Raw genomic sequence first — 21,257 nt, forward strand, 5'->3', positions numbered from 1 at the left:
CTGAAACAGGTGGCCGACAGCCCACTGGCGGGGCTGGTGATCGGTGAGGGCCATACCCACGAGTCGAGCAAGGCGTTGCTCAGAAAGCAGATGAAAAACATCAAGAAGCTGGGATTCAAGACCCTCTACGTCGAGCACCTGCTGACCGACCTGCACCAGGCCCACCTGGATGCCTTCCACTTGACCCAGCGAATGCCCAACCGCCTCAAGACCTACCTCAGAAACCAGGACGTCGGCCACATGGGGCCCTTCTACACCGGCGCCGATACCTACTCGGAAGTGATCCAGGCTGCTGGCAAGTACGGCATCCGCGTCAGGGCCATCGACTGCACCGCCAGCTATCACATCAAAGGAATGGAGGACGGGGACCTTACGCGAAACCAGATGTTCAGCTACTTCGCCGCCCAGGTCATCCGCGCCGATCAGGCGACACAGGGCCCGCACAAATGGATCGCCTTCGTCGGCAGCGCCCACACCAACAATAACCTTGGGGTGCCGGGGCTGGCGGAAATGCTCGGCGCCGTCAGCCTGCATGTCAGGGATACCGCACCGGCGCGGGCCAGGAGCATCCACCGTGGTTTCTGGGAAACCGACCCCACGTCACTGACGACGCGGGCCTTGCGCAGCGACTTCATACTGGACGTCGGCATTGCCGGCATGCCAAGACCGGCGGCCATCGTTCCTGTCGACCGATCAAGATTGACCGTGGCCGGGCACTACCTGATCGAACGCCCGTCCACGGCAGAGATCAATTTGCTGCACAAATCCGGCAACGGGGACATCGTTTCCACCCCGATCCAGATCGACGATAACGGGCTGTTTTTTATCAATCGCTGGGTCAAGCAGACGCGACGTTTCAAATCCCTGCTCGAACTGCTCAACATGCTCCGGCAAGAGGTGCACCTGACACCTGCGCCATGAAGCAGTGAACACGTCGTAAAGATCCCACCCAATAAAAAAACCCGCTGATTTGCATCAGCGGGTTTCTCATTTCAGCACCCCGGAAGATCAGAAATCTTCCAGCCGCCACACTTCGTAAGCTGGCGTCTCGTAGGGATGGCTGAGTTTCAACGCGGCCACCACGGCCACGATCAACTCATCCGCCACCACCAGCTCTACTTTCCATTCCTCAACCTGTTCGACCTGCCCCGCTTCGCCAATAAACGGCTGACTGCCGTCCAGTGGACGAAACTGGCCCAGACCGAGCACCTGCCACGCGCAGTGATCATAAGCACCGATCCGCCCGCCACCGGCGGCGAATACGGCGCTTTTCACGTCTTCGACGTGACTGGTTGGAACAAAAAAACTGAGCTTGTACACAGCGCTTGGTTCACCCGCTCTTAGTTCACCCAGACGCGCGCATTACGGAACATACGCATCCAAGGTGCGTCTTCGTTCCAGTCTTCCGAACGCCACGAGTTCTGCACGGCGCGGAACACGCGTTCCGGGTGCGGCATCATGATCGTGACGCGACCGTCGCGGCTGGTCAGCCCGGTGATCCCGCGCGGCGAGCCGTTCGGGTTGGCCGGGTATTTCTCGGTGACCTTGCCGTGGTTGTCGACGAAACGCATCGCCACGCAACCGGACAGATCGGCTTCCAGCAGGGCTTCTTCGTTTTCGAATTCGGCATGACCTTCACCGTGAGCGATGGCGATCGGCATGCGCGAACCGGCCATGCCTTGCAGGAAGATCGAGTTCGACTCCTGGACCTGGACCATCGCCACGCGGGCTTCGAACTGCTCGGAACGGTTACGCACAAAGTGCGGCCAGAACTCGCTGCCCGGGATCAGTTCGTGCAGGTTGGACATCATCTGGCAACCGTTGCACACGCCGAGGGTGAAGCTGTCGTTACGTTCGAAGAAACCCTGGAACGCATCGCGAGCACGGCTGTTGAACAGCGCGGACTTGGCCCAGCCTTCGCCGGCACCCAATACGTCGCCGTAGGAGAAACCGCCGCAAGCGACCAGACCTTTGAACTCGTTCAGGTCAACACGGCCAGCCAGGATATCGCTCATGTGCACGTCGATCGCGTTGAAACCGGCGCGGTCGAAGGCTGCGGCCATTTCCACCTGACCGTTGACGCCCTGCTCACGCAGTACGGCAACTTGTGGGCGAATGTTTTTCTTGATGTAAGGCGCGGCGACGTCCTGGTTGACGTCGTAGCTCAGCTTGACGCTCAGGCCCGGATTGTCTTCCTCCAGCAACACGTCGAACTCTTGCTCGGCGCAGTCGGCGTTGTCACGCAGACGCTGGATCTGGTAGCTGGTTTCAGCCCAGGTACGTTGCAGCAGACGACGCTGGCCTTCGAACACGGTTTCGCCGTTGAAGGTGATGTTGATCTGGCCGTTGTTCATCGGCTGACCGATTACCGACACGCAGTCACCCAGGCCAGCAGCGCTGAACTGCGCGAGGATGTCTGGCGTCGCGTCCTGGCGAACCTGGATCACAGCGCCCAGTTCTTCGTTGAACAGGATCGCGGCGATGTCGGCGGACGTTTCCGCCAGACCGTCGAGGTTCAGGCTCAAACCGCAGTGACCGGCGAAGGCCATTTCCACGACGCTGGTCAGCAGACCACCGTCGGAACGGTCGTGGTACGCCAGCAGGTGCCCGTCGGCGTTGAGGCCCTGGATCACGGCGAAGAAGGCTTTGAGGTCTTCGGCATCATCGACGTCCGGCGCTTGCGAGCCGAGCTTGCCGTGCACCTGGGCCAGGATCGAGGCGCCCATGCGGTTCTGGCCACGGCCCAGATCGATCAGGATCAGGTCGGTGGTGCCCTTGTCCATGCGCAGCTCCGGCGTCAGGGTCTGACGGATGTCAGCCACTGGCGCGAAACCGGTCACGATCAGGGACATTGGCGAAGTGACGGTCTTGTCGACGCCTTCGTCGTTCCAGCGCGTGGCCATGGACATGGAGTCCTTGCCCACCGGAATGGTAATGCCCAGGTCCGGGCACAATTCCATGCCGACTGCTTTCACGGTGTCGTACAGACGCGCGTCTTCACCCGGGTGACCGGCGGCGGACATCCAGTTCGCCGACAACTTGATGTCGGAGATCTTGTTGATGCGCGAAGCCGCGATGTTGGTCAGGGTTTCGCCGATGGCCATGCGGCCCGACGCCGGAGCGTCCAGCAGTGCCAGCGGAGTACGCTCGCCCATGGCCATGGCTTCACCGGTGTAGACGTCGAAGCTGGTGGCGGTGACGGCAACGTCGGCCACCGGAACCTGCCACGGGCCGACCATTTGGTCACGGGCCACGAGGCCGGTGATGGTGCGGTCGCCGATGGTGATCAGGAAGCTTTTGCTCGCGACGGCCGGGTGATGCAGAACGCGTTCGACGCAGTCGGCAATCTCGAGCGTCGACGGATCGAAGTCGTCGCCCAGCTCGTTTTCACGCACGGCCGAACGGTGCATGCGTGGGGCTTTGCCCAGCAGCACTTCGAGTGGCATGTCCACCGGGCTGTTGCCGAAGTGGCTGTCGGTGACCGTCAGTTGCGGCTCGGCAGTGGCTTCGCCGACCACGGCAAACGGGCAGCGCTCACGTTCGCAAATCGCCTGGAAGCGTTCGAAGTCCGCCGGGCCGACCGCCAGAACGTAGCGTTCCTGGGATTCGTTACTCCAGATTTCGTGCGGGGCCATGCCCGGCTCGTCGTTTGGAATGTTGCGCAGTTCGAAGCGGCCACCGCGGTTGCCGTCGTTGACCAGTTCCGGGAAGGCGTTGGACAGGCCGCCCGCGCCCACGTCGTGGATGAAGCTGATCGGGTTTTTGTCGCCCAGTTGCCAGCAACGGTCGATGACTTCCTGGCAGCGGCGTTCCATCTCAGGGTTTTCGCGCTGTACCGAAGCGAAGTCCAGGTCCGCCGAGCTGGTGCCGGTGGCCATGGAGGAAGCCGCGCCGCCACCCAGACCGATCAGCATCGCCGGGCCGCCGAGGACGATCAGCTTGGAGCCGACGGTGATTTCGGCTTTCTGTACGTGTTCGGCACGGATGTTACCCATGCCGCCGGCCAGCATGATCGGCTTGTGGTAACCGCGAACTTCGTCGCCACGGGGGGTGGTGATCGACTGTTCGAAGGTACGGAAGTAACCGGTCAGGGCTGGACGGCCGAATTCGTTGTTGAACGCGGCGCCACCCAGTGGGCCTTCGATCATGATGTCCAGCGCGGTAACAATGCGCTCAGGCTTGCCGTACGGCACTTCCCACGGCTGTTCGAAGCCCGGGATTTGCAGGTTGGACACGGTGAAACCGGTCAGGCCAGCCTTGGGCTTGGCACCACGACCGGTGGCGCCTTCGTCGCGAATCTCGCCGCCGCTACCGGTGGACGCGCCCGGGAACGGGGCAATCGCGGTCGGGTGGTTGTGGGTCTCGACTTTCATCAGGATGTGCACCGGCTCCTGCACCGCGCCGTACTGGCGGGTTTCAGGGTCCGGGAAGAAACGACCGGCGACGTTGCCGACGATCACCGAAGCGTTGTCCTTATAAGCCGACAGAACGCCTTCGCTGTGCATCACGTAGGTGTTCTTGATCATGCCGAACAGGCTTTTTTCCTGGCTCTGGCCGTCGATGTCCCAACTGGCGTTGAAGATCTTGTGACGGCAGTGCTCGGAGTTCGCCTGGGCGAACATCATCAGTTCGATGTCGTGCGGGTTGCGCTTCAAGCCGATGAAGGCGTTGACCAGATAGTCGATCTCGTCTTCGGCCAGGGCCAGGCCCAGCTCGGTGTTGGCTTTTTCCAGCGCGGCGCGGCCGCCACCCAACACGTCGATCGCGGTCAGGGGCTTGGGTTCGGCGTGGCTGAACAGGCCGGCGGCCTGTTCGAGGTTGCCCAACACGATTTGCGTCATGCGGTCGTGCAGTACGTCAGCAATCAGCTGCGCTTCGGCGTCGCTGAACTGGCCGGCCACGTAGAACGCGATACCGCGTTCCAGGCGCTGGATTTTGCTCAGGCCGCAGTTGCGAGCGATGTCGCTGGCTTTACTGGACCACGGCGAAATGGTGCCGAAACGCGGCAACACCAGGAACAGACGACCGGTCGGTTCTTGCACCGGGACACTTGGGCCGTACTTCAGAAGGCGCGCGAGCACCTGCTGTTCGTCGCCGGTCAGGACGCCGGTAACTTCGGCGAAGTGAGCGAATTCAGCATACAAGCCGCTGACAGCCGGGACCTTCTGGCTCAGTTGCTCAAGGAGTTTGCTGTGGCGAAAGGCAGAAAGGGCAGGAGCGCCGCGCAGGATCAACATCTTCGGGACAGCCTCGGGAAGGGGTGTGCTTTGAGGCCGTGCATTCTAGCCTAAACCGCCCGCGACATCACCCGAAACGGTGCGCGCGGCCGTACCCGAACGTCGGGCCGGGCATCCGTACCGAAAATCGTTGCATTTGGCGGGTTATTTTTTCTGTCACAAATTGCTGTTCGGGCCCATTCCTGCGGGCTCCCGGGCAGTTTTTCGCTGCCTAGCAGACAAGGCCTTCGCTGTCGAGATATGGCGGTCGTGGTCCTTTGCGTATACTGCGCAGATGTTTTCCCCAACGGCTTTGCGTCCGCGGTACGCCAAATGGCTGATCGCAACCGGACTCTTCCTGATGCTCAGTGGCTGTGTTGATAAACCCAACACGCTGGAGCGCGTAAAGGAGGATGGTGTGCTGCGGGTGATCACCCGGAACAGCCCCGCCACCTACTTTCAGGATCGTAACGGCGAGACCGGCTTCGAATACGAGCTGGTGAAGCGCTTTGCCGAAGATCTGGGGGTCGAGCTCAAAATCGAGACGGCTGACAACCTCGACGACCTGTTCAACCAGGTGGGCAAGCCTAACGGCCCGGTGCTGGCTGCTGCCGGTCTGGTCAGCAGCGAGCAACGCAAGAAGCAGGTACGGTTTTCCCATTCCTACCTGGAAGTCACCCCACAGATCATCTACCGCAATGGCCAGTCCCGGCCTACCGACGCTGGCGACCTGGTCGGCAAGAAGATCATGGTGCTCAAGGGCAGCACCCACGCCGAGCAACTGGCGGAGCTAAAAAAGAAATACCCCGGCATTGAATACGAAGAGTCCGACGCGGTTGAAGTCGTCGACCTGTTGCGGATGGTGGATGAGGGGCAAATCGACCTGACCCTGGTCGACTCCAATGAAGTGGCGATGAACCAGGTCTACTTCCCCAACATCCAGGTCGCCTTCGACCTTGGCGATGCCAGCAACCAGAGCTGGGCGGTGGCCGCCGGCGAAGACAACAGCCTGCTCAACGAGATCAACGCCTACCTCGACAAGGTGAAGAAGAACGGCACGCTGCAACGCCTGAAAGACCGTTATTACGGCCACGTCGATGTCCTCGGCTACATGGGCGCCACCACCTTCGCCCAGCACTTGCAGCAGCGCCTGCCCAAGTACGAACAGCACTTCAAGAATTACGCGAAGAAAGAGAAAGTCGACTGGCGCCTGCTGGCGGCCGTGGGCTATCAGGAATCGCTGTGGCAACCGGCGGTCACGTCCAAAACCGGCGTGCGCGGCCTGATGATGTTGACCCAGAACACCGCACAGGCCATGGGCGTGTCCAATCGCCTCGACCCCAAGCAGAGCATCATGGGCGGCGCCAAGTACCTGGCCTACATGAAGGATCAGCTGGACGAGTCGATCCAGGAGCCGGATCGCACCTGGTTTGCATTGGCGGCCTACAACGTCGGCAGCGGTCACCTGGATGACGCGCGCAAACTGGCGGCCAAGGAAGGGTTGAACCCGGACAAGTGGCTGGATGTGAAGAAGATCCTGCCGCGGCTTTCAGAGAAGAAATGGTTCAGCAAAACCCGTTACGGCTACGCCCGGGGCGGCGAGCCGGTGCACTTCGTGGCGAACATCCGTCGCTACTACGACATCCTGACCTGGGTCACGCAGCCACAGCTTGAAGGTGATCAAGTGGCTGAGGGCAACCTGCACGTGCCGGGGATCGACAAGTCCAAGCCGAATCAGGAAACGCCGCCGCTTTAGATCTTTGATCGTTCCCACGCGGAGCGTGGGAATGCATCTCCTGACGCTCTGCGTCAGTTGGTGAAGCGGAACGCGGAGCGTGGGAACGATCAGGCTCACCGACCTGTAGGAGCGAGGCTTGCCCGCGAAGGTAGCGCCGCCTGTCTCAACCCTTGAGCGCAGCTGCCAGAATCAGCGCCTTCATCTCCGAAACCGCCGACTTGAACCCGACAAACAGCGCATGGGCCACCAACGCGTGACCGATGTTCAGTTCGTTGATGCCCTTGATCGCCGCCACCGCTTCAACGTTGTGATAGTGCAGGCCATGGCCGGCATTCACGATCAAACCCTGGGTCAAACCAAACGCCACGCCATCGGCCACACGCTTGAGTTCTTGTGCCACATCAGTCGGCGTCTCGGCATCGGCATAACGGCCGGTATGCAGCTCGATGGCGGGGGCGCCAACACGCTTGGACGCCGCGATCTGCCGCTCATCAGCGTCGATGAACAACGACACTTCGCAACCGATCTTCGACAAGCGATCCACCGCAGCCTTGATCCGCGCTTCCTGCCCGGCCACGTCCAGGCCACCTTCGGTGGTCAGTTCCTGGCGGGTTTCCGGCACCAGGCAAATGTGCGCCGGGCGGATGCGTTCGGCGAACGCCATCATTTCTTCGGTGACGCCCATTTCAAAGTTCATGCGGGTTTGCAGCACGTCCTTGAGCAGCAGCACGTCGCGCTCCTGGATGTGCCGGCGGTCTTCGCGCAAGTGCACGGTGATGCCATCGGCGCCCGCCTCTTCCGCGTCCAGTGCGGCCTTGACCGGATCCGGGTAGCGCGTGCCCCGGGCCTGACGCAAAGTGGCAACGTGGTCGATGTTCACGCCAAGAAGAATGCGATTGCTGGTGGTCACGGAAGCGCTCCTGAATTGAAAGATTCGGCGCACAGCATACGGGGTGATCAGGGCTTGCGAAACAGTTCGCGACTGACCAGCGGACGACCGCCCAAGTGAACAGCCAGCGCCTGACGCATCAGACGCTTGGCGGCGGACAACGCACCGGGCGCGGTCCAGTCGGCTTCGGCCATGGCCAGCAGCTCGGTGCCGTTGAACAGACCGGGTTGCAACAGGTACACCCGCTCCAACCCTGCATCCACCTGCAAACGATAGAGACCATCCGCCGCGACGGGATCACCGTGGATGTCGGTATTCAGCGCAAAACCGTAGCCAAGATCATCCAGCAATCGCCATTCAAACGAACGCAGCAACGGTTCCAGCGGTCGACCTTCGGCCAGAGCAAGCAACGTCGCAGCGTAGTGATCGAACACACCGGGATGCGGGTCTTCGGCCGGCAGCAGGCGAATCAGCAGTTCATTCAGGTAGAGGCCACTGAACAGCGCCTCGCCGATGAGCCAGGTCGAAGTCCCCGCACTTTCCATGCGCCCGACATTCTTCAGCTCGCCCCGACCACGGAACTCGACTTCGAGCGGTACAAACGGCCGCGCCAACGTCCCGGCCTTGCCCCGCGCACTGCGCAACACCGCCCTCAGCCGACCTTGCGGCGTGAGGAAGTCCACCAGCGCACTGCTTTCGCGGTAGGCGCGGCTGTGGAGCACGTAGGCGAGTTGGCCGATGGGCGCGGTGGTCGACATGGTGGTCTTGTGTCCCGGTCAGGGATTGCAAAAAAAGATCGCAGACTTCGGCAGCTCCTACAAGGAGTTGCCGAAGGCTGCGATCTTTTGATCGTTGAAGCGTGTTACAGGTCGCCGTAACCCAGCGAACGCAAGGCGCGCTCGTCGTCGGACCAGCCACCTTTCACTTTCACCCAGAGGTTGAGCATGATCTTGGAGTCGAACAGCAGCTCCATGTCCTTGCGCGCCTCGGTGCCGATGCGTTTGATGCGCTCGCCCTTGTCGCCAATGATGATCTTCTTCTGGCCGTCACGTTCAACGAGGATCAAGGCATGGATGTGCAGGGTCTTGCCCTGCTGCTTGAACTCTTCGATTTCGACGGTGATCTGGTACGGCAGTTCGGCGCCCATCTGGCGCATGATTTTTTCGCGTACCAGTTCGGCAGCGAGGAAGCGGCTGCTGCGGTCGGTGATCTGGTCTTCCGGGAAGAAGTGCTCGTTTTCCGGCAGGTAGCCGGCGATCACACGCTCCAGCGCTTCGAGGTTGTGCCCGTGCTGGGCCGAGATCGGCATGATCTGCGCGTTCGGCAGCTGTTCCTGCAACCAGCTCAGGTGCGGCATCAGCTCGGCTTTGTCTTCGATGCGGTCAGTCTTGTTCAGCGCCACGATCAGCGGGCCGGTCACGTATTGGACGCGCTCGAGGACCATCTGGTCTTCGTCGGTCCACTTGGTGCGGTCAACCACGAAGATCACCACGTCGACGTCTTTCAACGCCGCCGAAGCGGTCTTGTTCATGTAGCGGTTCAGGGCCTTTTCGCCGCCCTTGTGCATGCCCGGGGTGTCGACGTAGACAGCCTGGATCGCGCCTTCGGTCTTGATGCCCAGCATGTTATGACGGGTGGTCTGCGGCTTGCGCGAGGTGATCGCCAGTTTCTGACCCAGGATGTGGTTCAGCAGCGTGGACTTGCCCACGTTGGGACGGCCGACGATGGCAACATAGCCACAGCGTGTTGCGGTTGTATCAGTCATTGCCATTCTCCACACCCAGGGCAATCAGTGCTGCGGCGGCCGCTACCTGTTCGGCAATACGACGACTCACACCCTGACCTCGGCTTTTTTCATTCAGTAAGGTGATTTCGCATTCGACGAAGAAGACTCGGCAATGCGGCTCACCCTGGATATCCACCACTTCGTAACGTGGCAGCTCACAGCCCCGCGATTGCAGGAATTCCTGCAGGCGGGTTTTCGGATCCTTGTTGGTGTCGACCAGGGTCAAGCCCTCGAACTCACCGGTCAGCCAGGCCAGCACGCGTTCGCGCGCCATGTCCATGCCGGCGTCCAGGTAGATCGCACCAATCAGCGCTTCCAGGGCATCGGCCAGAATCGACTCGCGACGGAAACCGCCGCTCTTCAACTCACCGGAGCCCAGGCGCAGGTAATCGCCCAGATCGAAACCACGGGCCAGTACGGCCAGGGTCTCACCTTTCACCAGGCGTGCGCGCAAACGCGACAACTGGCCTTCGCGGGCCAGCGGGAAGCGATCGAACAGCGCCTCGCCAGCGACGAAGTTGAGGATGGCATCACCGAGGAATTCCAGGCGTTCGTTGTTACGCCCGGCAAAACTGCGGTGAGTCAGGGCCAGGACCATCAGTTCCTGATCCTTGAAGGTATAGCCGAGCTGACGCTCTAGACGGCTTAAGGAGACGCTCACGGTTTACCCACGCTGAGTTCGTGGTTGGATTCCACCGCCATCGCCATGATGCGGCGCAGGCTTGGGACACTTAACGCTGTGTTCAAAAATTACGTCCTGAATATCATTGTTTTCATGCTTCTGGCGCCGATTGTGGCGGTTCCAGAAATGCATTCGGCGCTGTGTTCAACAGCGCCGTGTGTGATTACTTGATCAGGCCAACCCGCGAGAAATTCGGCAGGTGACTGAGTTTGGGTTCCGGCCAGCTCATCCAGACTGCGAAGGCCTTGCCGACGATATTCTTGTCGGGAACCATGCCCAGCAGATCCTTGGGAATGTTCGGATCATCCCAGTAGCGACTGTCGTTGGAGTTGTCGCGGTTGTCGCCCATCATGAAGTAGTGCCCGGCAGGCACGGTCCAGGTATGGTCCGGCGTTGCGCGGTAGCGGCTCATTTCCTTGCGGATCAGGTGCTCGGCTTCGCCGAGTTTTTCCTTATAGAGCTCGGCACTGCCCAGCGTGCCCGGCTCGGAGCCGACCAGTTGCTCGGCGATCGACTCACCGTTGACGAACAAGCGCTTGTCGGCGGTGTACCGAATCTGGTCGCCCGGCAGGCCGACTACACGCTTGATGTAGTTGACGTTCGGATCGCTCGGATAGCGGAACACCATCACATCGCCACGCTGTGGATCACCGACATCGATGACTTTCTGGTCGACCACCGGCAAGCGGATCCCGTAGGAAAACTTGCTCACCAGGATGAAGTCACCCACGTCCAGGGTCGGTTTCATCGAGCCGGAAGGAATCTGGAACGGTTCCACCAGGAACGAACGCAGCACCAGCACGATGAACAACACCGGGAAGAACGACTTGCCGTATTCGACCAGCAGCGGCTCTTTGTTCAGCTTCTCGATCACCACCCCGTCAGGCTGGCTGACGCTGCCCTGGTAGGAGGTGATGGCAGCACGCCGACGCGGTGCCAGGAAAACCAGATCGAGCAACGCCAACAGGCCGCAGACGAACACGGCGATGACCAGCAACAGCGGGAAATTTAGTGACATAGGACCTAACTATCCAACCTGAGCACTGCAAGGAAGGCTTCTTGTGGAATTTCCACGTTGCCTACTTGCTTCATGCGTTTCTTACCGGCCTTTTGCTTTTCAAGCAGTTTTTTCTTACGGCTAACGTCACCGCCGTAGCATTTGGCCAATACGTTCTTTCTGAGTGCCTTGACGGAAGTCCGCGCAATGATCTGCCCGCCAATGGCGGCCTGGATCGCGACGTCGAACATCTGGCGCGGAATCAGTTCTTTCATCTTCTCGGTCAACTGGCGACCTTTGTAGTGCGCGTTATCCTTGTGCACGATCAGCGCCAGGGCGTCGACCTTGTCACCGTTGATCAGCACATCCAGTTTCACCAGATTAGCTGATTGATAACGATCGAAATGGTAATCCAGCGAAGCATAGCCGCGACTGGTGGATTTCAGACGGTCGAAGAAGTCCAGGACCACTTCGTTCATCGGCAAATCGTAGGTCACCTGGACCTGGGTGCCGAGGAACAGCATGTCGTGCTGGACGCCACGCTTTTCGATACACAGGGTAATGACGTTGCCCAGGTGCTCTTGCGGCACAAGAATATTGGCCCGCACGATCGGCTCACGCATGTCTTCGATCGAGGACAGGTCTGGAAGCTTGGACGGGTTGTCGACGTAAATCGTTTCACCGGTTTTCAGCAACAGCTCGAAAATTACCGTCGGCGCCGTGGTGATCAGGTCCAGGTCGTACTCGCGCTCGAGGCGCTCCTGGATGATTTCCATGTGCAGCATGCCGAGGAACCCGCAACGGAAGCCGAAGCCCAGGGCGTCGGAACTTTCCGGGGTGTACTGCAGGGACGAGTCGTTGAGCGTGAGCTTTTGCAGGGCTTCACGGAAATCTTCAAAGTCGTCGGAGCTGACCGGGAACAGGCCGGCGTAAACCTGCGGCTGAATGCGCTTGAAGCCGGGCAGCACGTCAACGTCGGGGGTCGAACTCAAGGTCAGGGTGTCACCGACCGGTGCACCGTGAATGTCCTTGATACCGGCGATGATGAAGCCCACTTCGCCGGCCTTAAGGTCAACGGTGGCGGTGTGTTTCGGGTTGAAGACACCGACGCTGTCCACCAGGTGGATCTTGCCGGTGGACTTGACCAGGATCTTGTCGCCCTTCTTCACACGACCGTGGCGCACGCGAACCAGGGAAACAACGCCCAGGTAGTTGTCGAACCAGGAATCGATGATCAACGCTTGCAGCGGATCTTCGTAGTTGCCGGTCGGCGCAGGAATGGTCTTGACCAGACGCTCGAGCACCTCGTCGACGCCCAGGCCAGTCTTGGCGCTGCACTCGACTGCATCGGTAGCATCGATGCCGATGATTTTTTCGATTTCTTCTTTGACGCGGTCCGGATCAGCCTGTGGCAGGTCGATCTTGTTCAGGACCGGCATCACCTCCAGGCCCTGCTCGATCGCCGTGTAGCAGTTGGCAACCGACTGCGCTTCAACGCCCTGACCGGCATCGACCACCAGCAACGCACCTTCACAGGCCGCCAGCGACCGGCTGACTTCATAGGTGAAGTCGACGTGGCCCGGGGTGTCAATGAAGTTCAGCTGGTACTTGATACCATCTTTGGCGGTGTAATACAGGGTGACGCTATGGGCCTTGATGGTGATCCCGCGTTCACGTTCCAGGTCCATGGAGTCCAGGACCTGGGCTTCCATTTCGCGCTCGGCAAGGCCGCCGCACATCTGGATGAAGCGGTCGGCCAGCGTCGACTTGCCATGGTCAATGTGGGCGATGATGGAGAAATTGCGGATATGACTCAAATCACTCACGGATCAACACTCAAAAAGGCTGCAGGCATAGCCCGCCGAAAAATAGCCGGGAATTGTACCTGATCCACGGCGCAAGCGTCACGTTCGCAGGTCAGACGGCGAATACAAAAACGCCCCGGTCTTGCGACAGGGGCGTTTTCAGTGAACGGCAAAATCAGGAAACCCCCTGAATCAACCGGCCCGACGCAACAACCAGACCCCGGCCAAACCACAGACTCCGGCCGGCACCAGCACCGCAAACAGCGGCGAGAAACCGAACACCAGGCTCGACGGCCCGAGCAGGTCCTGGACGATACGGAAGGTGAAGCCCACCAGCACACCGGTAAACACCCGCTGGCCGAGGGTCACCGAACGCAGCGGACCGAAGATGAAGGAAATCGCCATCAGCACCAGCGCGGCGGTGACCAGCGGCTGCAACACCTTGACCCAAAATGCCAGCCAGTAACGACCGTTGGCCAGGCCCTGGTCAGCCAGGTAGTGGATGTAACCCCACAAACCGCTGATCGACAGCGACTCGGGCGCCATGACCACGGTGCTGAGCAATTGCGGGCTCAGGGCCACTTCCCAGCGCTCGACCGGCGTGCTGACCACTTCAGTATTCTTTTCATGGAACAGCGTGGTCGTCACTTCGCTCAGTTGCCAATGGTCCTTGTCGAACTCCGCACGCTTGGCGAAGCTCGCCGACAACATGTGGCGCTCTTTGTCGAAGTGATAACGGGTCACGCCATACAGCAGGCCATTGGGCTGCACGGAGTTGACATGAATGAACTCGTCACCCTGGCGATGCCACAGGCCGTGCTTGGCGCTTTGCGCATCACCACTGCCCTGGGCCAGGGAACGGTTGGCCTGGGCGGTGACCTCGGTGGCCGGCGCGACGTATTCGCCAATCAACACGCCCACCACCATCAGGACCAGCATCGGCTTCATGACCGCCCACACGATCCGCCCGATCGACACGCCAGCGGCGCGCATAATGGTCAGTTCGCTGTTGCTGGCCAGACTGCCGAGGCCGATCAGGCAACCGATCAGCGCCGCCATCGGCAACATGTCGTACAGACGTCGCGGCGCGGTAAGCAGCACGTAGCTCAGGACGTCCAACAAGGTGTAGGTGTCGGTGGCGTCGCTCATTTCATCGATGAAGGCGAACAGGGTCGCCAGGCCGAGAATGATCCCCAGCACGGCCAGGATCGCCACGAAAACGCTGCTACCAATGTAGCGATCGAGCTTAACCACGAGCCACCTCCAGCGCATCGCGGCGACTCGCCAGTTTCAAGCGCATCGGCTCCCAGTAGAGCAAGACCAGGCCGATGGTCAGGAAGATCCCGTGCACCCACCACAAGCCCAGCGCCGGCGCAATTTTGCCCTTTTCAAGGGCGCCGCGAGCGGCAATCAGGATGGTCAGGTAAGCCATATAAAGAAGAATCGCCGGCAGCAGCTTGAGGAAACGGCCCTGGCGCGGGTTGACGCGCGACAGCGGCACCGCCATCAGGGTCACGATGAAGACCAGCAACGGCAGGGACAGGCGCCATTGAAGTTCGGTGCGAGAGCGAATGTCTTCGCTGCCCAGCAAGGAACTGGTGGTCATGGCGTCACGGTCGGTCACCTCGTCGCTGACGTCCGGCTTGGGCAGCAAAACACCGTACTCGTCGTACTTGATCTTGCGGTAGTCGGCCTGCCCCGGGTTACCGTCGTAGCGGTAGCCGTTGTCGAGAATCAGGTAGCGGTTGCCGTCAGGGCGGATTTCCTGACGGCCCTTTTCGGCCACCAGTACGGAAATCCCGCGATCTTTCTGATCCGAAGAAACGTTCTTCTGGGAAATGAATACGCCTCCCAGGTGGATACGATCGTCGGTCAGCGTTTCGGTGTAGGTCACCCGCGTACCGTCACGCAGCGCCTGGAAGCGACCCGGTTCCAGCGTATCGAACTCGGTCAGCGCGTCCTGCTTGTTCAGCAGCAACTGGAACTGGTTGGCCCCTTGCGGCGCCAGGCTCAGGCTCAGCCATGCAACCACCAGTGCCACCAGGGTCGCCGGAAACAGGGTGATACGAAACAAGCGCTGCTGACTCATGCCGGTGGCCGACAGCACGGTCATTTCGCTTTCCAGATACAGCCGGCCATACGACAACAGGATCCCGAGGAACAGCCCCAATGGCAGGATCAGCTGCAGGAAGCCCGGCAGACGAAAGCCCATGATCAGGAACAGTGAACCCGGGTCCAGTTGGCCCGAAGCCGCCTGCGCGAGGTATTTGATGAAGCGACCGCTCATGATGATGACCAGCAGCACAGCGCTGACGGCGCTCAAGGTCAACAGGACTTCGCGGGATAGATAACGGAAGACGATCAAACCAGACACTCCAGGGTTGTCAGGCTAAGGCGGCCAAACAAGCAAACGTATCAGACGGCCCGCAGGGCAGAGCCGCCGAAAAAAGATGGCGCATTATCCTGTGATTGGGTGCGCCTGTCACTGCGCATACTCAAGCACGTGCGCAAAGCACCGAAGATCGTACAACCGAGGGTTGTCAGGCGCCGGTAGCGAGGTTCAAACTGCGGCCTTTGTCGCGGGCCGTGACCTGCGTCTTTCTATTTATATAAGCAGGCGTTTGCGCACACCGTCGAACGCTGCGTGTTGACCATTAATTCAGGGACCCGGACATGGAACTGGTTGTAAAAAGCGTTAGCCCAGAAACGTTGAAAACCGCCACTCTGGTGGTCGCCGTCGGCGAAGGCCGTAAACTCGGTGCCGTCGCCAAGCAGCTCGACGAACTGAGCGGTGGCGCCATCAGCGCCGTACTCAAGCGCGGCGACCTGGCCGGTAAAGTCGGCCAGAGCCTGTTGCTGCACAGCCTGCCGAACCTCAAGGCCGAGCGTGTTTTGCTGGTGGGCGTAGGCAAGGACGAAGAACTGGGCGATCGCCCGTTCCGCAAAACCATCGCCGACATCCTCAACACCCTCAAAGGCCTGGGCGGCAGCGATGCCGTGCTGGCACTGGACGAAGTCGTGGTCAAGGGCCGCGACAGCTACGGCAAGACGCGCCTGCTGGCGGAAACCCTGGTGGACGGCGAATACACCTTCGACCAGTTCAAGAGCCAGAAAGCCGAACCCCGCGCCCTGAAAAAAATCACCCTGGTGACCATCAAGGCCGCCCAGGCTGAAGTCGAGCGCGCCGTGGCCCACGCCACCGCGATCGCCAACGGCATGGCGTTCACCCGCACCCTGGGCAACTTGCCGCCGAACATCTGCCACCCGACGTTCCTCGGCGAACAAGCCAAGAACCTGGGCAAAGAATTCAAGAGCCTGAAAGTCGAAGTCCTCGATGAGAAGAAGATCAAGGACCTGGGCATGGGCTCGTTCTACGCCGTCGGCCAGGGCAGCGCCCAGCCGCCGCGCCTGATCGTGATGCAATACAACGGCGGCAAGAAATCCGAGAAGCCGTACGCCCTGGTCGGCAAAGGCATCACGTTCGACACCGGCGGCATCAGCCTCAAGCCTGGCTTGGGCATGGATGAGATGAAATACGACATGGGCGGCGCGGCCAGCGTGTTCGGCACCCTGCGTGCCGTGCTCGAACTGAAACTGCCTATCAACCTGGTGTGCATCCTGGCGTGCGCCGAGAACATGCCAAGCGGCAATGCTTCGCGCCCGGGCGACATCGTCACCACCATGAGCGGCCAGACCGTGGAAATCCTCAACACCGACGCCGAAGGCCGTCTGGTGCTGTGCGATGCCCTGACCTACTCCGAGCGCTTCAAGCCGCAGGCCGTGATCGACATCGCGACCCTGACCGGCGCTTGCGTGGTTGCACTGGGCGCCCACACTTCGGGCCTGCTGGGCAACAACGACGAGCTGATCGGCCAATTGCTGAGCGCGGGCAAGACTGCTGATGATCGCGCCTGGCAACTGCCGTTGTTCGATGAGTACCAAGAACAGCTGGACAGCCCTTTCGCCGACATCGCCAACATCGGTGGTCCGAAAGCCGGCACCATCACCGCTGCCTGCTTCCTGTCGCGCTTCACCAAGAATCTGAACTGGGCGCACCTGGACATCGCCGGCACCGCATGGACCAGCGGCGGCAAGGACAAGGGCGCCACTGGCCGTCCGGTTCCATTGCTGACCCAATACCTGCTGGACCGCGCCAAAGCCTGAAACCGATGACCCTGGGCGGCGTTGTTTTCGGACAACGCCGCTCATGGCTCAGGAACCGCAATGACCAAAGTCGACTTCTATATCCTGCCCAGCGCCGATCCTTCAGCGCGGCTGGACTTTGCCTGCAAGCTCACCGAAAAAGCCTGGCGCATGGGTCACCGCATCTACCTGCATTGCAGCGATGCCGCCCAACGTGAAGATCTCGATGCGCGTCTGTGGGCGTTCAAAGGTGAAGCCTTCGTGCCCCACGGCCCCGCCGAAAGCGAACCGGACAGTTTGATTGTCCTCGGCCTTGGTGATGACTGCGGTGCGCATCAGGATTTGCTGGTCAATCTCGACCTGAAAGTCCCGGCCTTCGCCAAAAAATTCGCCCGGGTGGCGGAAGTGGTGGTGGAAGATCCGACGATTCGCGCGGCTGCGCGGGAGAGTTTCCGTTTCTACCGCGAACAGGGCTATCCTCTGCAAGATCACCGTTTACAGCGACTCTGAGCATTCCGATGGACACTCCAAAACCGCAGCAAAAGTCCGTGCACCTGCTGGATGACCTTGAGTCGATCCGCCAACTGCTCGGCGATGACAACCTGCAACCGCCCTTGCTGACCGACACGGTCAATGAAGACGAACAGGAACAGATTCCGATGCTGTTCGAGGCCGTAGGCGCCACGCCTGAAGCCGTCGAACCGCCCCCCGCTGCCGTCCAACCGGCAGCCGCTGCGAGCAAAGGCCCTGACGCCCTGCTGCACCTGGACAGCGAACTGCGCGCCGCCGCGCAATTGATCATGCAAGACGTGATCGACGACTTCGCCCCGCATATCGAAACCGAGATCAAGCGTCGGCTGGATGCGCGGATGGAGCGGCTGCTCGCCGCAGCTACAAGCGGCAAGCTTTAAGCTGCAAGCAAAGCAAAAGCCAAGCCGGCACACCCTTCTTGCAGCTTGTGGCTTGTAGCTTGCCGCTGTCCCCGAGGCTATACTCGTCGGCTTTTCCTGAATTGATGCCAATAGGGTCCCGCCGCGCATGGATAAGACCTACCAGCCGCACGCCATTGAAACTTCCTGGTACAACACCTGGGAGTCCGAGAACTACTTCGCCCCGCAAGGCGCGGGCGAGTCCTACACCATCATGATCCCGCCGCCGAACGTCACCGGCAGCCTGCACATGGGTCACGGCTTCAACAACGCGATCATGGACGCCCTGATCCGTTTCCGTCGCATGCAGGGTCGCAACACCCTGTGGCAGCCGGGCACCGACCACGCCGGTATCGCCACGCAAATGCTGGTGGAACGCCAACTCGAAGCCCAGGGCCAGAGCCGTCACGACCTCGGTCGCGAGAAATTCCTCGAGAAGATCTGGGAATGGAAGGATCAGTCCGGCGGCAACATCAGCCGTCAGATCCGCCGTCTCGGTTCGTCCGTGGACTGGAGCCGCGAGCGCTTCACGATGGACGACGGTCTCTCCGAGTCCGTAAAAGAAGCCTTCGTGCGCCTGCATGAAGACGGCCTGATCTATCGCGGCAAGCGTCTGGTCAACTGGGACACCAAGTTGCACACGGCGATTTCCGACCTTGAAGTGGAAAACCACGACGAGAAAGGTTTCCTGTGGAACCTGAAATACCCGCTGGCCGATGGCGCCAAGACCGCTGAAGGCAATGATTACCTGATCGTCGCGACCACTCGCCCGGAAACCATGCTCGGCGACGCCGCCGTCGCGGTGAACCCGAACGATGAACGCTACAAAGCCCTGATCGGCAAATTTGTCGAGCTGCCGCTGGTCGGCCGCCGCATCCCGATCATCGCCGACGATTACTGCGACCCTGAATTCGGCACCGGTTGCGTGAAAATCACCCCGGCCCACGATTTCAACGACTACGAAGTCGGCAAGCGCCACAACCTGCCGCTGCTGAACATCTTCGACAAGAACGCCGCCGTCCTGCCGGCCTGCCAGGTGTTCAACCTCGACGGCACGCTGAACGAAAGCATCGACGGCAAGATCCCGGCCGAATACGCCGGTCTCGACCGTTTCGAAGCCCGTAAGCAGATCGTTGCCGCCTTCAACGCCGCCGGCCTGCTGGTCAGCGTTGACGACCACGGCCTGAAAGTGCCGAAAGGAGACCGCTCCGGCACCATCATCGAGCCGTGGCTGACCGACCAGTGGTACGTGTCGACCAAACCATTGGCCGAGCCTGCGATTGCTGCCGTTGAAGACGGTCGCATCCAGTTCGTGCCCAAGCAATACGAAAACATGTACTTCTCGTGGATGCGCGACATCCAGGATTGGTGCATCAGCCGTCAGCTGTGGTGGGGTCACCGGATTCCGGCCTGGTACGACGAGTCGGGCAAAGTCTACGTCGGTCGCGACGAAGCCGAAGTGCGTGCCAAGCACAACCTCGGCCCGGACGTTGCGCTGCAACAGGACAACGATGTTCTGGACACCTGGTTCAGTTCCGGCCTGTGGACCTTCTCCACGCTGGGCTGGCCTGAGCAGACCGAATTCCTGAAGAAATTCCACTCCACCGACGTGCTGGTCACCGGTTTCGACATCATTTTCTTCTGGGTTGCCCGGATGATCATGCTCACCATGCATTTGGTGAAGAACGAAGACGGCACGCCGCAAGTACCGTTCAAGACCGTGTACGTGCACGGCCTGGTGCGCGATGGCCAGGGACAGAAAATGTCCAAGTCCAAGGGCAACGTCCTGGACCCGCTGGACATCATCGACGGTATCGAGCTGGAAGAGCTGGTGCAGAAACGCACCTCCGGCATGATGCAGCCGAAACTGGCGAAGAAGATCGAGAAGCAGACCCGCGACGAGTTCGCCGATGGCATCGCCAGCTACGGCACCGACGCCCTGCGCTTTACCTTCTGCTCGCTGGCGTCCACCGGTCGCGACATCAAGTTCGACATGGGCCGCGTCGAAGGCTATCGCAACTTCTGCAACAAGATCTGGAACGCCGCGCGTTATGTTCTGGACAAGGGCGAAGACTGCGGCCAGAACGGCGAGGCCTACGAACTGTCCCTGGCGGATCGCTGGATCATCTCGCAGCTGCAACGCACCGAAGCCGAAGTGACCCGTCAACTCGACCAGTTCCGCTTCGACCTGGCGGCACAAGCCTTGTACGAGTTCATCTGGAACCAGTATTGCGACTGGTACCTGGAACTGTCCAAGCCTGTGCTGTGGGACGAAAACGCTCCGATTGAACGCCAGCGCGGCACCCGTCGCACCCTGGTTCGGGTGCTGGAAGTCGCGTTGCGCCTGGCGCACCCGTTCATGCCGTTCATCACCGAAGAAATCTGGCAGCGCATTGCGCCGCTGGCCGGTATCGAAGGCAAGACGATCATGCTGCAACCTTGGCCCGTGGCCAATGAAGCGCGCATCGATCAGGGCGCCGAAGACGATATCGAGTGGCTGAAAACGCTGATGCTCGGCACGCGCAACATTCGCGCCGAGATGAACATCGGGCCGGGCAAGCCGCTGAACCTGTTCCTGAAGAACGTCAGCGCCGAAGACCAGCGTCGTCTCACCGAGAACGAAGCCTTGCTGAAGAAGCTGGCCCGCCTCGAATCGATCACGGTGTTGGCTGCCGGCGAAGAAGCACCGCTGTCCGCCACCGCACTGGTGGGCGAGATGGAAGTGCTGGTGCCGATGGCCGGCCTGATCGACAAGGACGCCGAACTGGCACGCCTGGATAAAGAAATCCTGCGTTTGCAGGGCGAAGTCCAGCGCGTCGGTGGCAAACTGTCCAACGCCGGTTTCGTTGACAAGGCCCCGGCCGAAGTCATCGAGAAAGAACGGGCCAAACTGGCCGAAGCTGAACAGGCTTTGGGCAAATTGGCCGAGCAACATGCGCGGATTGCCAGCCTGTAACGGCAACTCGCAATGAAAGAGGGAGGCCCGCAACGGCCTCCCTTTTTTGTGCTCCCGACTTTTTTGCTATCTGTAGGAGCGAGGCTTGCCCGCGAAAGCGATCTGCCTGTCGCCAT

Annotated in this window: 16 protein-coding genes; 6 read left to right on the forward strand and 10 right to left on the reverse strand. The window is 60.6% G+C overall.

Annotated features, from left to right (window positions below; genetic code table 11):
- The first annotated feature begins 9 nt into the window (after nucleotides 1-9).
- Nucleotides 10-921 (forward strand): membrane-targeted effector domain-containing toxin, encoded by a 912-nt coding sequence (locus tag ACZ89E_RS17305; protein WP_476256120.1) that lies wholly within the window; start codon nucleotides 10-12, stop codon nucleotides 919-921.
- Between the two features lie 87 nt (nucleotides 922-1,008).
- On the opposite strand, the gene ACZ89E_RS17310 is transcribed toward ACZ89E_RS17305, so the two are convergent.
- Together ACZ89E_RS17310 and purL are read right to left on the reverse strand one after the other, a co-directional pair.
- Nucleotides 1,009-1,320, reverse strand: coding sequence for a YqfO family protein (locus ACZ89E_RS17310; protein ID WP_463259476.1), 312 nt, complete (start codon nucleotides 1,318-1,320; stop codon nucleotides 1,009-1,011).
- 20 nt (nucleotides 1,321-1,340) lie between these two features.
- Nucleotides 1,341-5,237, reverse strand: a complete 3,897-nt coding sequence (purL, locus tag ACZ89E_RS17315; RefSeq protein ID WP_463259475.1) for a phosphoribosylformylglycinamidine synthase — start codon at nucleotides 5,235-5,237, stop codon at nucleotides 1,341-1,343.
- A gap of 274 nt (nucleotides 5,238-5,511) precedes the next feature.
- Between purL and mltF the strand changes: the two genes are divergently transcribed.
- On the forward strand, nucleotides 5,512-6,972 hold the full coding sequence (gene mltF, locus ACZ89E_RS17320) for a membrane-bound lytic murein transglycosylase MltF (RefSeq protein WP_463259474.1): 1,461 nt from the start codon (nucleotides 5,512-5,514) through the stop codon (nucleotides 6,970-6,972).
- Nucleotides 6,973-7,117: 145 nt separating this feature from the next.
- Here the strand turns inward: mltF and pdxJ are convergent, their stop codons facing one another.
- The 8 genes from pdxJ to lptF all read right to left on the reverse strand — a co-directional run bounded on the left by pdxJ (nucleotide 7,118) and on the right by lptF (nucleotide 15,478).
- Nucleotides 7,118-7,864 carry a pyridoxine 5'-phosphate synthase gene (gene pdxJ, locus ACZ89E_RS17325; protein WP_149657463.1) on the reverse strand — a complete coding sequence of 249 codons (747 nt, stop codon included), beginning with the start codon at nucleotides 7,862-7,864 and terminating at the stop codon, nucleotides 7,118-7,120.
- A 47-nt stretch (nucleotides 7,865-7,911) separates the two neighbouring features.
- The gene (recO, locus tag ACZ89E_RS17330; protein WP_476256121.1) at nucleotides 7,912-8,601 is read right to left on the reverse strand and encodes a DNA repair protein RecO; all 690 of its coding nucleotides are present in this window, start codon (nucleotides 8,599-8,601) and stop codon (nucleotides 7,912-7,914) included.
- Between the two features lie 104 nt (nucleotides 8,602-8,705).
- Entirely contained in the window at nucleotides 8,706-9,608 is a 903-nt protein-coding gene (era, locus tag ACZ89E_RS17335; RefSeq protein WP_054054777.1) for a GTPase Era, read from the reverse strand.
- Nucleotides 9,601-10,290: a ribonuclease III gene (gene rnc / locus ACZ89E_RS17340; protein WP_054054779.1), complete on the reverse strand. Its 690-nt coding sequence runs from the start codon at nucleotides 10,288-10,290 to the stop codon at nucleotides 9,601-9,603. Before rnc ends, era begins: the two co-directional genes overlap by 8 nt.
- Nucleotides 10,291-10,474: 184 nt before the next feature.
- Complete coding sequence (gene lepB, locus ACZ89E_RS17345; RefSeq protein WP_149657465.1) at nucleotides 10,475-11,329, reverse strand: signal peptidase I; 855 nt, start codon at nucleotides 11,327-11,329, stop codon at nucleotides 10,475-10,477.
- Nucleotides 11,330-11,334: 5 nt separating this feature from the next.
- Complete coding sequence (gene lepA, locus ACZ89E_RS17350) at nucleotides 11,335-13,134, reverse strand: translation elongation factor 4 (protein ID WP_059403403.1); 1,800 nt, start codon at nucleotides 13,132-13,134, stop codon at nucleotides 11,335-11,337.
- Nucleotides 13,135-13,305: 171 nt separating this feature from the next.
- Complete coding sequence (gene lptG, locus ACZ89E_RS17355) at nucleotides 13,306-14,367, reverse strand: LPS export ABC transporter permease LptG (protein WP_149657466.1); 1,062 nt, start codon at nucleotides 14,365-14,367, stop codon at nucleotides 13,306-13,308.
- Nucleotides 14,360-15,478, reverse strand: coding sequence for an LPS export ABC transporter permease LptF (gene lptF, locus ACZ89E_RS17360; protein ID WP_476256122.1), 1,119 nt, complete (start codon nucleotides 15,476-15,478; stop codon nucleotides 14,360-14,362). Before lptF ends, lptG begins: the two co-directional genes overlap by 8 nt.
- Nucleotides 15,479-15,786: 308 nt before the next feature.
- Here lptF and ACZ89E_RS17365 point away from each other — a divergent pair, with 308 nt between their 5' ends.
- From ACZ89E_RS17365 to ACZ89E_RS17380, 4 genes are all read left to right on the forward strand, one after another.
- On the forward strand, nucleotides 15,787-17,277 hold the full coding sequence (locus ACZ89E_RS17365) for a leucyl aminopeptidase (RefSeq protein ID WP_476256123.1): 1,491 nt from the start codon (nucleotides 15,787-15,789) through the stop codon (nucleotides 17,275-17,277).
- A gap of 60 nt (nucleotides 17,278-17,337) precedes the next feature.
- The gene (locus ACZ89E_RS17370; RefSeq protein ID WP_476256124.1) at nucleotides 17,338-17,766 is read left to right on the forward strand and encodes a DNA polymerase III subunit chi; all 429 of its coding nucleotides are present in this window, start codon (nucleotides 17,338-17,340) and stop codon (nucleotides 17,764-17,766) included.
- Between the two features lie 8 nt (nucleotides 17,767-17,774).
- A complete protein-coding gene (locus ACZ89E_RS17375) occupies nucleotides 17,775-18,167 on the forward strand; it encodes a DNA polymerase III subunit chi (protein ID WP_476256125.1) in 393 nt (130 codons plus the stop codon).
- A gap of 127 nt (nucleotides 18,168-18,294) precedes the next feature.
- Nucleotides 18,295-21,141, forward strand: a complete 2,847-nt coding sequence (locus tag ACZ89E_RS17380) for a valine--tRNA ligase (RefSeq protein ID WP_476256126.1) — start codon at nucleotides 18,295-18,297, stop codon at nucleotides 21,139-21,141.
- Nucleotides 21,142-21,257: the final 116 nt, after the last annotated feature.

The organism is Pseudomonas sp. TE3899, from assembly GCF_056279105.1.

Coding starts and splice junctions, on each gene's coding strand:
- purL (WP_463259475.1), bottom strand. CDS start 5,237: ATGTTGATCCTGCGCGGCGCTCCTGCCCTTTCTGCCTTTCGCCACAGC.
- mltF (WP_463259474.1), top strand. CDS start 5,512: ATGTTTTCCCCAACGGCTTTGCGTCCGCGGTACGCCAAATGGCTGATC.
- recO (WP_476256121.1), bottom strand. CDS start 8,601: ATGTCGACCACCGCGCCCATCGGCCAACTCGCCTACGTGCTCCACAGC.
- era (WP_054054777.1), bottom strand. CDS start 9,608: ATGACTGATACAACCGCAACACGCTGTGGCTATGTTGCCATCGTCGGC.
- lepB (WP_149657465.1), bottom strand. CDS start 11,329: ATGTCACTAAATTTCCCGCTGTTGCTGGTCATCGCCGTGTTCGTCTGC.
- ACZ89E_RS17365 (WP_476256123.1), top strand. CDS start 15,787: ATGGAACTGGTTGTAAAAAGCGTTAGCCCAGAAACGTTGAAAACCGCC.
- ACZ89E_RS17370 (WP_476256124.1), top strand. CDS start 17,338: ATGACCAAAGTCGACTTCTATATCCTGCCCAGCGCCGATCCTTCAGCG.
- ACZ89E_RS17375 (WP_476256125.1), top strand. CDS start 17,775: ATGGACACTCCAAAACCGCAGCAAAAGTCCGTGCACCTGCTGGATGAC.
- ACZ89E_RS17380 (WP_476256126.1), top strand. CDS start 18,295: ATGGATAAGACCTACCAGCCGCACGCCATTGAAACTTCCTGGTACAAC.